This is a genomic window from Bacillus sp. JJ664 (assembly GCF_036962205.1).
GTDB lineage: Bacteria > Bacillota > Bacilli > Bacillales > Bacillaceae_G > Gottfriedia.
Map to the genome: position 1 here is coordinate 1 of NZ_JBALMS010000129.1, position 14,122 is coordinate 14,122.

Sequence of the window (14,122 nt, forward strand, 5' to 3'; positions counted from 1 at the left end):
AAATTAAGGAGCATTAATATGATATTAAATGTATTGTTTCCACTTATTCTGTTTCTCTTGATTATTGGTATTTTGTATTTATTAGTTTGGTTATTTAAAAAGAAAATAAATATCCTTCTCAAATTGTTGATGGTTTTTATTGGGACAGTCGTAATAACAATTTACTGTTTTATTTGGTTCATTGTTAGTAGCTGGGTAGCAGATCCACAAGAAATGGAAAATGCTGTTACTTTGGCAGAAGAGTATCTAATTGAAACAAATCGAAAAAATGTAGAATTAAATGGTAGTTATTATGACGAAGGTGGAGGTTTTCCATTTGAATATGCTGCTAATGCTAAAAATACCAAAGATAAAACAGAGTATTTTATTTATTTTAATGAGCGTTCTCAACATATGGAAGACAATTATGTTGCAAAGAAATGGGAAGATGAATTGAGGAAAAATACAGAAGGTTATGTAAAACAAAAGTTAATGAAAATAGGACATTATTATATTAAGTTTGATGAATCAGTAGGTTCCGTTTATCAAGTGGATCCAAATAAGCCAAATAGTTATAAAAAATACGACCCAACACCTTCTATTGATATTGAGATTCCAAGGAAGAAAAAAGATGATGATGTAATGTTATTTAATGAAATATTGACTTATTTACAAAATGAAGCGAAACTAACACATGCAAAATTATCAGTTACATATATAAAAGATGGCGTTCTTGTAGAAAACGAAATATGGGAAGGCAGTTTTTAAATTTGTAAATCATTATTGGAAGCAAAAGAAAAAATTTGCCTACTTCAACAAATTTGAATAGAAAAACTTCAATGCCATTTTGGTCATTAAAATCATGAGTTGAAAAGATAATTGAAAGTGTTCCTACCTATAATAGATTCCAATTTCTAGAAATTGAATTTTATGATTTCATTAATAAATGGTTTAAAAGTATTGAGGAAGATGGTCTTTTTGTAGGTGTTAATTGGAGTGGAAAAAATGTGACAGGATATGATCAAAACCACAAGAAGTATGAGAACGAATTAAATATGAACTTAATTTAATGAATTGATCTTATTAAACCAACCTGTGTTAGTTCAAGGTCATGAGTCACAAAAGTGGCTCATTTTTAGGAAAAGGACTGTCCGATCAATTTAAGGAAAGTCCTTTTTTGTGAAAAGATGATTTTTGGAATATTCTTCTAGTAAATCTATTCATAGTTTAGTTTTATCTCACTCAAATCAATCATAAAATGAATTACTCATATTGATTTTAAATTTTGGAGGGTACTATGAATAAAACTATTTTATGGATACGAGAATATGCTGATGAGATAAAACGTGGCATAATTGGCGGATTTACTATTTTCGGTCTCGCTACTATTTTTTTTACAACTGATTCATCGATTGAATCGAATAATAATGCTTGTTTAAAATGGAACTATAACAATTACGAAAAGATTAATGTTTGTTCAATTTATAAGACGGCTGAGAAACATACTATTCCATATGGATCAATGATTAGTTGGGATAGTAAATAGATAAGGGTAACCTCCTAACTCAATTACAAATTAAACTTGGACTTCAAGAAAAGGGAATATAACACTCAAACAATCTTAGATTATATGACAAACCCTTTAGTTTATGAACCAATGCTTAGCGTTAGTTGGACTCTAAGATCGTTTAGCATTTTAGCAATGGGTATTTCACTTCAAGAATCTATGTTATTTTTAATAAGGAAGTATAATTAAGTTGTGAAACAATGAATAAGGAACAAAAAATTATTATCTTAGGAACTTTTGGCACACTAATAATCTTGTTTGTCATTTTGAGTCTAAGTAGCCTTCATCATCCTGAAAAAGGTTTTTTGTGGGAATGGTATTTTAATAGCTAATCAAACATTAGAGTTGCTAAAGCAACTCTTCTTTATTTTTCTAGGGAGTTCTTATTGAACTAACGCACAGCGATAGTTGAAGTTCCTAAAGGGCTGTTAAACGGCCCTTTTTGTTGTGTTAACTAGTTGTAAAATAAGAAAAGGGTTATTTAACTGTCATAACGAACTAATTTAATTACCAAATAAAAGGAGATATTTATGTTTACTTTTGGACTACTTGTATTATCTATCGTAATTTTTGCAGTGGGGATAATAACACCTATAAATGATATCATTACAATACCATTGTCAATTATAGTTTTTACTGTTTCAATTTTTATGTTATTTAGAAAAATAAATAGTAATTGATAAACGCTTAGCGATAGTTCAATAAACACTTTGAAAATGGGTTGAAGGGCTCAGCGTTAGTTTAATTTCATTAAGTTACTTGAGAACTTTTTTTCTTATTAAAATAAATGGTAGTTTAATAAGAAAAGAATTGCTATTTCTTATCGACATAAAGTAACATAATGTATTTGAATAATTACAAATTAAGCTGTTTCCGTAATTTAAATAAAGAAAAGCGATTCCTTCTATTAGAATCGCTTTTGTTTAATACATTATGCTATTAATAATATTAGTAAATGCTTTACCAACCTTCAGCAGGTAGTTCGAGTATTTTTGCTTTGAACTGAACAACTGGCCGCTTTATCTTTTCTAAAAAGAATACATTTGAAAGCAACTTATTTCACTTTGGCTACCAAATCTGTAACCAATTTTCTAAGCGTTTCTTTTCCAACAAAGGGAGCAAGATTTGATAAAATATCAGGATCAAGGTTTACCAGCTCAACACTTTCCAATATACTGTTTATATTATTTTGGCTTAAAAATGGCGCAAGAGCGAGAACTCTTTTTACATCTAAAGAGTCATTTGCTAACTGATTTACAATACGGGATAATATATCTTCGCTTAAAAAGGGAGCAATACGCTCGACAACTTGCCAATTCAATGTCCCTTCTTCCGCATTTTGGACAAGTTTTTCGAGCTGTTCACTATCCATAAATGGGGCTAGTGAAATGATGTGTTCGACATCATGTTTTTCATCTTTTATTAAATCGATTATACTATTCATCGAGTCTTTACTTAAAAATGGTGCAATGTTACGAATTATTTGCAAGCTTACCGTACCAGCTTTTATTTGCAGAACTAACTTATTTAGACTTTCTTCACTTAAAAACGGAGCGATGCGGGTCAGATTTTCTGCCTCCAGAGAAACATTTAATATGGATTTATCTATTATTTCGGATAATAGATCTGAAGTTAAGAATGGAGCAATGTCCGAAATGATGTCCCAATTGAAAGAGTCATTAGTTGCATGGTTGACAAGTTCAGCTAACGCTTCTGACCTAAGGTATGGAGCCAACATACTGATTTGGTCCAAACTAAAGCTATTCGGCTTCAAATTTTGCGAAACCCTTTCAAGACTACTAGCCTTAATAAGATGAGCAACTTCTGCAAGCTCATCGATATTTACATCTTCTTCATTGATTAGCACAGCCACTTGATCAGTCCGGTCCATTGCAATTTCCTCTACTATTCTACCAACGTTCATTTTTTTATTTTCCCCTGCGTTCATTAATTCATCAATTGAAATTGTAAAGAATTTTGCAATTGCAGGCAATGTTGTAATATCAGGTAGCGATTCACCACGTTCCCATTTGGACACTGCCTGGTGGCTCACATTCAACCTCTCAGAAAGCTCCATTTGCGTCATATCTTTGTCTTTTCTTAGTTTTGAAATAAAAGCCCCAATCTTTCGTGTTTCAAGCATATAAACTCCTCCAATAAAAGAATGTTCAGTGCGCACTGTTAAATTTATCTTAGCACACACCCTCATAAGAACCTATCAACTGTTAGTTGTATTTTTCTAATTTTGCAAATTCTACTGGCGGTAGAATTGTGGGTCGGTATTACTGACCGTATGGATAACAAATCCAATTAATAATCTCTACCCGATCTATCTTAAGAAAAGCCGTCAGATTATTTGTTATCTTTTCAATATGATTGGTTGCATTCGGTTGATTCAATTTTTTCTTGTTCAACTATCGTTTGCTTTATTTGTATATTTAAAATTGAAATATATGCTTTTAGTACTAGGAATATAAACATATAATTTGGAATTAAACCAAATGGACGAGTGTAATACAGTACAAACGATGTAAGTTTCAGAAAATTTAGATTTTTAATCTAGTTCTCTATTGATTTGTGTTGATAAAAAGTTATAATAATTCTGAAAACAAATTTTGCAAACGTTTGCAAATGGGTTCTTCGGTCATCCTACATATATAGTTTTTGCCTTCATTTGCATATATGTTTTCATAATAACGTTAAAGGAAAGGGGTTTTTTCATGAATAGAAAACAGAAAGCGTTACTGTCACTCGTCACTGTGTTCGGGTTAGTTTTCCAGTTGTTTTCGGGACTTTTTACAAACGGAACCGCAAAAGCAATGGAAACGGTTGCTAAACAAGTTGTACTTGTTGGAAACCTTCAAAAAGTATTAGGAAATCCAGTTGAATGGGATCCATCTTCTTCCATAACGCAAATGACGCACATAGGAAATGGAATTTACACAATAACTGGTACTTTACCTGCTGGTCAATATGAGTACAAAATCGCCATTGGTGGGAGCTGGTCTGAAAATTATGGTGAAGGTGGTATACCGGGTGGCGAAAACATAAAACTAACCCTGTCAGATCAAAAAGAGGTCATCTTCTACTATAATGATAACAGCCATTCAATTATCGATAGCACGCACTACACCCCTTTAAAAGAAGAAAGGCAACCACGTCTCGTTGGAACCATCCAGCCGGCAATTGGGGCAGGGGCAGCGTGGAGCCCTTCAGAATCAACAGCCTTCTTAAAAGACGAAAATTTTAAAAATATTTATTCTTTCACTACAAAGGTGCCAAGAGGTACTTATGAATACAAGATAGTACTAGGTAAGGATTGGGCAGAGTCCTACCCATCTTCAAACATGAAGCTAAATGTACTCTCTGAAACTACGATTACATTTTTCTATAACAATCAATCAAAAGAAGTTTACACCGATTATAAACCCATTGGTTCTGATGGTTTAATAGATAAGAATGCCCTCTATCATGATTCATGGGACAAAGTATACCGAAAACCGTTTGGGGCGATTGCTGCAGAGAAACCTGTTACTTTCCGTATTTCGGCGAAGAAAGGCGACCTGACGAGTGCAAGCCTTTATGTAAAAAACTATAATTCTGGTACAACAAAGATCTTGACGATGAAGAATGTGGGCTGGTCAGACATAAAAGACAAAGGTGCTCTTGAGTATTGGGAGGCTACGTTTACCCCTACAGATAAAGGCATTCACGGGTATAAATTCATTGTCAGAGACCAAGATTCAACTGCTGAGTACGGAGAAGACACGCAAGAAGGTCATACTGGGAAAGCAGAAGATAAAAATGCAAGTCTTTTCCAATTGACAGTATATGATCCTGCTTATCAAACTCCGGATTGGATGAAGGAAGCTGTAGTCTACCAAATCTTTCCGGATCGATTTTTTAATGGCAATAAGTCAAATGACCATGTAAAGGATGAGATTGGTGCTCGCGGTAGCCAACCAATCGAACATCCCACTTCTTGGTCAAGCTTACCGGATAACCCTAATGAACAAGGTAGTAGTTCCTATACTGGGGACGGAGAGTATAGTAATGATTTCTATGGCGGAGATATTGCTGGAATCAAAGCTAAGCTTGATTACCTTCAATCACTGGGGGTCAATACACTCTATATAAATCCGATTGCGCTTGCTCCATCTAATCATAAATACGATGCCACAGATTACAAAACGCTGGACCCTATGTTTGGCTCAGAAAAAGAATTTAAGGATTTTACAAAGGAATTATCGAAACGTAAAATGCATTTAATTTTAGACGGCGTTTTTAACCACGTTTCCGATGATTCTATTTATTTCGACCGTTATAACAAATATAAAACAGTTGGTGCATATGAATACTGGTCTCGTGTTTACAATTTGATGAATAATGAAAAATTGTCCGAAACTAGTGCTATAGAGAAAGCGAAAAAGCAACTCATCTCAGAGGGACAATCCTTTAGTCCGTATGGATTTGAGAACTGGTTCCGTATTGAAAATGTCAAAGTTCCTAATGAAAAAGTCAACGGAGTTTCAAATGGAGATCGTTATAAATATGAAGGTTGGTGGGGCTATGACAGTCTACCAGTATTTGAATCTAAAGAGGGGTCAAAGGTTGATCATCCAAGTGAGCTTAATAACACTGCTTTAGCAAATTATCTTATGTATGAAAAGGACTCTGTAGGAAATTTATGGATTGATCGAGGTTCTTCTGGATGGCGTCTAGATGTAGCAAATGAAGTGGATAGCTCTTTTTGGCAGGAATTCCGAAAGCAAATGAAATCAAAGACAATGACAGGAAGCGGTAAAACCTTACAAAAAGATGAAAAGCCACTTATTTTGGGTGAAATTTGGGATGATGCATCCAAGTACTTCTTAGGGGATCAATATGATTCAGTCATGAACTACCGTTTCCGTGGCGCTATTTTGGATTATTTAAAGAACGGTAATGCTGAAAATGCACAAAACTCGCTCCTTGCTGTTCAAGAGGACTATCCGAAAGAAGCGTTTTATGCCCTCATGAACTTAATGGGATCTCATGATACTGCACGCGCTATATTCCTGTTAGGTAATGGAACAGACACCTATAACAGAGCTGAACAAGATCCAAACTATAATTACAACGAAGGTCTGAAGCGATTGAAACTAGCTTCCATCCTTCAAATGGGCTACCCTGGAGCTCCTACCATTTATTATGGGGATGAAGCAGGTCAAACAGGATCTAAGGATCCAGATGATCGACGTACGTATCCATGGGGAAAAGAAAACCAAGACCTGATTAAACACTATCAAACTATTGGTCAAATCCGTCAGAAATCTTCTGATCTATTTAGCTATGGAGATCTACACCACGTTTATGCAAAAGACGATGTATTAGCTTACGTTAGGACAAAAGGAACTAAATCGGGTCTAGTTATCATTAACAGAGGGAAAACAACACAAACTGTTGATATCGATACAAAAGACCTAATTGCGAACGGACTGCATTTTGTAGACCAATTAGAAACTAATTACGGATCAACAGTGAAGGATGACAAGTTGACTTTGACTGTTCCTGCTGAATCTGGAAGAATGTTATTATCTAATAATGAAGTGAAAAAACCACAGCAAGTTGAAAATGTAACCGGATCAGTAAGTTCTAAGCAAATTACGTTAAACTGGACAGGTACTGGAACGAAATTTAATGTCTATCAATCTACTATACCTGGAGGTTTATGGGAAAAAGTGAAAGAGACGACGAACACAACTGTTGACATTTCAGGTTTGAATAATGGTCGTACCTACTATTTTACAGTGGCAGCAGTAGATTCAAATGCCAACGAATCTGAACCTGCAATCTCTTCTGGCCTTGTACCACATTTTAATGTTGCAAATGCGAGTGTAACCAACTTGACAGCCTTAGCTAACGGGGAGCTCAATTTAGCACTTGAATCAAATGTTAAGGCAAACCTTTACTTGCAAGGTGCAACAGAAACGGGTCCAGCTGAAGGGATTTTGGCCGAGCTTCAAGTAAGAATAAAAGGCCAAAGTGCTTGGACATCATATCAAGCTCTATATAATGGTCAGGTTCAGGAAAATCAGGCAAATGAGTTTCTAAGTAACTTTACACCATTGGAGGCAGGCAGTTATGAATACCGAATGGCCTTTACACCGGATTTAGGGAAAACATGGGTTTACTCAACAACTGGAGAAGTGACTTATATTCGTAGTACTTCAGATACTACTCCTCCGGCGAGGGAAGTCGCATTAGATACACCAATTAAAGAGTCCGGTCAAGTCAACTTGAACTGGAATCTAACCCAACCAGATCAACCATATAAAACAGTTATTTATCGTGACGGTATACTCCTTACATCAGTGAGCGGAGACACAACCACCTTCCGTGATTATCAGGTGTCAAACGGTGCAACCTATAAGTACCAAATCCGAGTCTTTGATCAGGCTGGTAACTTTATTGACTCGAAGATTGTAAATGTGACTCCGGATATAGTCACGGTACAGGTCACCTTTAAAGTACATGCACCGGATGACACTCCATTGTCAGCGCAAATTAATATACCAAATAGTATAAATGGTTGGAATACTGGAGCTTGGTCAATGAGCAGAAATGGTGCTGTTACACCTGACTGGGAATATACAATTGAAGTAGAGGAAGGAACTGAAATTACGTATAAATATACAAGAGACAATACATGGGATCACGAGGGATTAGCGGACCATACACCTTCTGATTCATCAGATGATGATATCAGTTATTATGGCTATGGTGCGACTGGAACCGATTTGAAAATAGTTGTCTCCAACGAAGGGAACAACAAAATGCTTGTCCAGGATACAATATTGCGCTGGATTGATAAGCCACTTGTAGTTAGTCAAATAGATGTGAATGGTTCAACTTTAACGGTCAAAGGGAATGCTATAAAAGGAGCTAACCTCACTATTAATGGAGAAAATGTAACTAACTTTAATGAAATGAATTTCTCACAATCTTTTAATCTAAAAGAAGGTCAAACGCAAGTACCGGTGCATATTGAACCTACTGCTGCTACCAAATCAACAGTCTTTAAAGGCGATGGTGGTTCGATAAACAAAAACACAAAAAACTATGTGATTGATATTATTAATAAAACAATTAACGAATCCAATTAATTAGTAACAAAAAAAGGTCTGCCAAATTAGGCAGACCTTTTTTTGATAGATAGTAATAGTAAAATATAAAGAGCTTGGCTAGGTAAAATGAAAAATAACGTATGTACAGTATGTGAAGGAAACTCACCGCTCTAATAATCATAAGTAAGATAACATTAATGAAAATTTACAAGCTTTTTTAAAATACACGTTTCTTTGTAGTTTTTAAATTAAATATCTTTGTTCATGTACAGTTCATAATAGTTTTATAGTATGAAGGAATAAAAATGAATCATCATAGATAGAACAATCGAAGGGGAATATTGAATGAAATCTAAAAAAAGCTGGTGGGTTTTACTCATCGTATCTATTGGGGTTATGATCCCTTTTATAGGACCTTATTTAACAATCAATCCTACTAATAGTAGAATACAAATTGAATCGTCATCAATTCAATATCCTGCACTGATTTTACATATATTCTTTGCCACGATTGCCTTACTAACAGGTTTTCTTCAATTTAATGCCCGGTTAAGAAAAGAAAAACCTCAGCTACACCGTTTAGTTGGAAAAGCTTATATAAGCAGTGTTTTATTAAGTGGACTACTTGCTTTTGTTATTATTTTATATATTGATCATTTTGCAAAGGCAACATCGTTTATTTCATTAACAATTATTTGGCTATTTGCGACTATAAAGGGATATGTAACTGCTAGACAAAGAAATTTTTCAGAGCATCGAAAATGGATGATTCGTAGTTTTGGAGTTACCTTAGTAGCTGTAAGTGGGAGGTTAACCGTACCAATCTTACTCTTAACCTACTATTTGTTAAATGGTTTTTCTTTGCCAGGGGGAAGAGCACAAATGGTAGAAGAAGTGTTAAATGTAAATATTTGGGTCGGTTTCATCATAAATGTAATCATCATCGAATGGGTTATATTAACTAAAAAACCAAATTAACTAGAACACTACGAAACAAGAAAAACCCCCTCAAACATAATGTTTGAAAGGGCTTGAGATGTATAATTGCTTATATTAAAAAAGATTAACTTGCCTTACTCTTATGTTCATTTTTATAATTGCTTTTAATTTTAAAATATACCGGTAAACCAATAATTGCGATTCCAATTGAAATCAGTGCATCTACTGGTGAGTTAATTAAAGTACTAACAACGATATAAAGTGTACCAACGATTGCAACGATTGGTGTTAATGGATATAAAGGTACTTTATATAAAGTTTTATCGCTATTCTCTTTTTTACGTAAAATGAAAATAGCACTAAATGCTAGACCGTAAAATAAAAATACTGCGAAAATTGCCATATCAGATAAGCGGTCAGGGTTCCAAAAAATCATCATGGCTAAAGCGATAATAATTTGTATGATTGTTGATCCAACAGGTGTATTAAATTTAGGATGAATGCTTGATAAAAATTTTGCACCCGGAATCATTTTTCTCTCAGCCATAGCATAAGTAATACGTGGGAATGTGAGTATTTTTCCATTTAAACATCCAAAGATTGATACTAAAATACCAATTGCAAGAAGTTTACCACCAAAATTACCAAATACTGATGTTGCTGCTGCAGTTGCGGCATTTGGACCTAATTCAACAATTTCTTTGGCAGGTAATAAATGAAGCATCGCAATATTTACAGATAAGTAAGCTATAATAACAATCAGAATTCCTGAAATAATTGCTCTAGGCAATGTTTTTGAAGGATTCTTCATTTCGCCAGCCATAAACCCAACGTTCATCCAACCATCATAAGCCCATAGTGTTGCTAATACAGCTGCACCCATACTAATCGTTTGCGTAGTACTGCCACTGTCGGCATTGAAGACAGTTACATCACCTTGGAAAATACCAAATACAGCAATCAGAATAATCGGTACAAGTTTTCCTACAGTGGAAATTGTTTGAATGAATCCACCAAAATGTGTACCAAGTAAATTTAATGATCCTATTAAAATAATCGTTAAAATACCAATAAGAACTTTACTACTATCGTCAAATCCTAAGAAATCTGCAAGTAACGAACCAAAATACAGGCTAAGTGCGCCCATTACTGCAGGACCATATACTAGGGTTTGAACCCAACCACATAAAAAGCCCCACATCTCGCCATAAACTTCTTCAATATAGGCGTATAATCCACCTGTTTTTGGAATTTTCACACTTACTTCAGCGATTGTTAAACCGCTAGCGAGTGTAATGATTCCACCAATAATCCAAGCTAAAAGAGCCATTGTGGAATTAGCTGTTGATGACAGTACCACTCCTGGTTTCATGAAAATACCAGAACCGATAACTGTGCCGATTACTAGAGATGTTGATACGAAAAAGCCAATATTTTTCTTCAAATTTACTTCCTTTTCCACTTGCTCCACCAACTTTCAAACAAATTTTAAAAATTTTAAAAATTATACCACATTAATTTTCTGAAGTATTTTTTTCAGAAAAGTTAAAAATTTATTTGATACTTTCCGACTATTGATGTTCAATTAAATAAAAGAACTATAGTCTATTAACTTTTGAGATTTGTTTAATGAAAGAGTAATTAGTGCAGTGAAACTAACTAAAGTTACTATTTATTGAAGAATAAAAAAAGACTATTTTAATCTTTTATTAACATAGTTATAACTTTATATCATGATAGATTTAATCGTAAACGAGTAATATAAAGAACTTAACAGGAGGATGATTTTAATGTTCCCAGGAGATTATATTTTTTTTGCGCTAATCTATTTAAAGCCACTATTATTTATTGCCATACTTATTTGGTTTTTTATTGAGAATAGAAAGAAAAAGGTAGAAATAAAACGTTTAGAAGCTAAAATAGACAAAATACTTGAGACGTTGAACAGGAAGGAATGAGCGGCTTAGAAACAATGCTATGACAACTAGGATATTCTGGATTTCAAACGGACTGTGGACGATTTCTTCTTGAAAAACGACCATAATATTTAAGAGTTAATTATTCTCATTCATTACTGATACTTAAAAGGCCATACCCCTTATTATAGGAGAATGGCCTTTCTTTCGTTTAGCTTGGTCGTACCCATAGTTTAGAAAAATCTACATAACCGAAATGTTTAATTTTAATATTCATCAAGTCTGTTGCAAAAGGAATATAACGCTTCTCATAATATAATGGAATCATAATTGAAGCTTCAAAAAGAGTTTTTTCTATTTTTACATTTAACGTTGTCCAATTTTCAAATGGTGTATGTAGGTATTCTTTTATATAGTTTGGTAGAGTATCATTCATTTTTATGATTTCAACTAATGGAGAATAGCCATTTTTAAGAAAATAAAAGAAAGAAAAGTTCTGATTCATTTCAAATATTTCACTGTGAATGAACAGATCAACCTCATTATTTTCATTTTGATTGAGGCTTTCTGAAAATGAAAGCCACTTTATTTTTATTGGAACACCTTCCTTTTCAAGGATCTCTTTTAGCCATAAGGTCGACTTTTTCGTGAAATTAATACCCCTTAAAATTAATGGTTCAGTAAATTTAGGACGTTTAACATTTGGAACGTCATAATACTGTTTTTGTCCGATTAAACAACTATGATCATTAGATTTTATGCGAGGGTCTAGTTCGTTAATTTCATGACGATACTTCGCAATTACAAAGTGAACATAATCACGTACTTCTTTTTGCTGTATAGCTGAGTTCCGAAAAGTATTCATTAAAACGACACCAAAGCCTGAATCGCTTTCAACTTGAAATGTTGAGTTATCCTCATTGTTCGATCCAGAACGATATACTATTTCAAAGTCCTCAGGTACTCGCACAAATTCTACAACATCTAATAATGGTCTTTCTTGAAAATAGTCTTTAAAGGCCACTAAAGATGTCTTATTCATATTGTCTTCTCCAATATAAAAACAACCAGTTCCTATCACTTGACCATTATTAGCTTTATAAATGCTTGTATTCATCGTACCTAACATTTGTAAACAGTAACTACAGCCTTCGGGAAAATGGATATCAATTATAAATGGGGTAACATAAGAAATGTCAGTGATTGGTTCCCATAAATCTTTAAAATTTTCGTGTAGACGTATTCTATTTAAACAGTCTATAACGTCCTTCGCATGTAAAAGAGAACCATCATGAAACTTTACATCCTTTTTCAAATATAATCTTAGCTTTGTATCCATCAAATCCCAGCTATGTGCAAGTTCAGGATGAACCTGATCTGTATGATCAACAAAAACCAAACGATTAAATAGATTTGAAACCATATTTGCACTAAATAAATCTGCAACTTCCAAAGGATGAATCGTTAAAAAAGGATACTTTTTAGGGATTACAAGTGTATCGAGCTCAGTATGTTTTTGATTAAAACCAAATTTTGTTCGAAATGTACTCATTAATCGTAACTTACTATTATTTGACCAATTATAGATTAGGTATTTACTAATGTTTTCAATTGGTTGCTCATCGATCATTTTCAATAAAGCTGTTTCGTAGACTTCCTCTACATTTTTTAACCAAGAAAGCTTTGATAAATTTCCCCTTCCATGACCAGGTTCAAATGTTAGCCAACCATCTTTTTCCCATTTTTGAAGATTACGAGTAACTTGCTTCGTACTTAATTCGAGTATTCCAGCAATATCTTTTTGTTTAATACTACCTGATGGTACTTGTTGCCAAAGGGTTAATAAGTTATTATCCATTCTCGTCTCCCAATTATATAAAAGTAGACATTAATATTATAATTGTCCATTTTTTAATTATGATGTCTAGATTAATATACAAGAGAAAGAGGAGGTAGACAATATGACTTGGAAGGATTATCCACAAAATATTAAAGTGCGTTTATTTACATCGTTTTTTAATCGTACAGTTACATCTGCAGTAATGCCGTTTATGGCATTGTATTTTACACATGAATTGAATAAAGTATGGGCGGGGTTATATTTAGTATTTACAGTCTTAATTAGTTTTTTAGTCAATTTATTTGGAGGTTATTTATCGGATCGATATTCACGAAAAAACTTACTATTAATTTCATCTTCCCTGAGTGCGATCATGTTTTTATTCATGACGATTAGTTTAGTACCTAATAACCATATCATCTGGCTTTTTTCAACTGCGTACATAGTTTTTATCATTTCAAGTAGCATAGGACGACCAGCAATGAATGCCATTATTATTGATTCAACGACAGCGGAGAATCGGAAACTTGTTTATTCGATTGATTATTGGCTAGTTAATTTATCAATGGCGATTGGAACAGCATTAGGTGGATTATTATATTCAAACCATAAATTACTACTGTTTATATTACTTACGTTTACTTCTACTATGCTTCCAATTGCATATAAAATATGGCTTCTTGAGGAGAATGCTATCCGTTTAGAAAAACAGAAAAATCATGTCATTTTAGATTTAATTCAAAACTATAAGACAGCACTTCAAGATCAACCATTT

Annotated in this window: 10 protein-coding genes; 7 read left to right on the forward strand and 3 right to left on the reverse strand. The window is 33.7% G+C overall.

Features of this window, described 5'->3' with window-relative positions; translation table 11 throughout:
* From V7056_RS17365 to V7056_RS17375, 3 genes are all read left to right on the forward strand, one after another.
* A partial coding sequence (locus V7056_RS17365; protein WP_499703663.1) for a hypothetical protein occupies window positions 1-747 on the forward strand: 747 nt, incomplete at its 5' end.
* Window positions 748-857: 110 nt separating this feature from the next.
* Window positions 858-1,049, forward strand: a complete 192-nt coding sequence (locus V7056_RS17370) for a DUF2750 domain-containing protein (protein WP_499703672.1) — start codon at window positions 858-860, stop codon at window positions 1,047-1,049.
* Window positions 1,050-1,276: 227 nt separating this feature from the next.
* On the forward strand, window positions 1,277-1,525 hold the full coding sequence (locus tag V7056_RS17375; protein ID WP_499703664.1) for a hypothetical protein: 249 nt from the start codon (window positions 1,277-1,279) through the stop codon (window positions 1,523-1,525).
* A gap of 1,075 nt (window positions 1,526-2,600) precedes the next feature.
* Here the strand turns inward: V7056_RS17375 and V7056_RS17380 are convergent.
* Window positions 2,601-3,689, reverse strand: a complete 1,089-nt coding sequence (locus V7056_RS17380) for a helix-turn-helix domain-containing protein (RefSeq protein ID WP_499703665.1) — start codon at window positions 3,687-3,689, stop codon at window positions 2,601-2,603.
* 577 nt (window positions 3,690-4,266) lie between these two features.
* Here V7056_RS17380 and V7056_RS17385 point away from each other — a divergent pair.
* Window positions 4,267-8,691 carry a pullulanase X25 domain-containing protein gene (locus V7056_RS17385; RefSeq protein WP_499703666.1) on the forward strand — a complete coding sequence of 1,475 codons (4,425 nt, stop codon included), beginning with the start codon at window positions 4,267-4,269 and terminating at the stop codon, window positions 8,689-8,691.
* 306 nt (window positions 8,692-8,997) lie between these two features.
* Window positions 8,998-9,630 (forward strand): DUF2306 domain-containing protein, encoded by a 633-nt coding sequence (locus V7056_RS17390; protein ID WP_499703667.1) that lies wholly within the window; start codon window positions 8,998-9,000, stop codon window positions 9,628-9,630.
* Window positions 9,631-9,715: 85 nt separating this feature from the next.
* Here V7056_RS17390 and V7056_RS17395 read toward each other — a convergent pair whose 3' ends face one another.
* Complete coding sequence (locus V7056_RS17395) at window positions 9,716-11,053, reverse strand: APC family permease (RefSeq protein ID WP_499703668.1); 1,338 nt, start codon at window positions 11,051-11,053, stop codon at window positions 9,716-9,718.
* A 328-nt stretch (window positions 11,054-11,381) separates the two neighbouring features.
* Between V7056_RS17395 and V7056_RS17400 the strand changes: the two genes are divergently transcribed.
* Window positions 11,382-11,549 (forward strand): hypothetical protein, encoded by a 168-nt coding sequence (locus tag V7056_RS17400; RefSeq protein ID WP_499703669.1) that lies wholly within the window; start codon window positions 11,382-11,384, stop codon window positions 11,547-11,549.
* Window positions 11,550-11,718: 169 nt separating this feature from the next.
* Here V7056_RS17400 and V7056_RS17405 read toward each other — a convergent pair whose 3' ends face one another.
* Complete coding sequence (locus V7056_RS17405) at window positions 11,719-13,365, reverse strand: ABC transporter substrate-binding protein (RefSeq protein ID WP_499703670.1); 1,647 nt, start codon at window positions 13,363-13,365, stop codon at window positions 11,719-11,721.
* Between the two features lie 103 nt (window positions 13,366-13,468).
* Between V7056_RS17405 and V7056_RS17410 the strand changes: the two genes are divergently transcribed.
* A partial coding sequence (locus V7056_RS17410) for an MFS transporter (protein WP_499703671.1) occupies window positions 13,469-14,122 on the forward strand: 654 nt, incomplete at its 3' end.

Coding starts and splice junctions, on each gene's coding strand:
- V7056_RS17375 (WP_499703664.1), top strand. CDS start 1,277: ATGAATAAAACTATTTTATGGATACGAGAATATGCTGATGAGATAAAA.
- V7056_RS17380 (WP_499703665.1), bottom strand. CDS start 3,689: ATGCTTGAAACACGAAAGATTGGGGCTTTTATTTCAAAACTAAGAAAA.
- V7056_RS17385 (WP_499703666.1), top strand. CDS start 4,267: ATGAATAGAAAACAGAAAGCGTTACTGTCACTCGTCACTGTGTTCGGG.
- V7056_RS17400 (WP_499703669.1), top strand. CDS start 11,382: ATGTTCCCAGGAGATTATATTTTTTTTGCGCTAATCTATTTAAAGCCA.
- V7056_RS17405 (WP_499703670.1), bottom strand. CDS start 13,365: ATGGATAATAACTTATTAACCCTTTGGCAACAAGTACCATCAGGTAGT.
- V7056_RS17390 (WP_499703667.1), top strand. CDS start 8,998: ATGAAATCTAAAAAAAGCTGGTGGGTTTTACTCATCGTATCTATTGGG.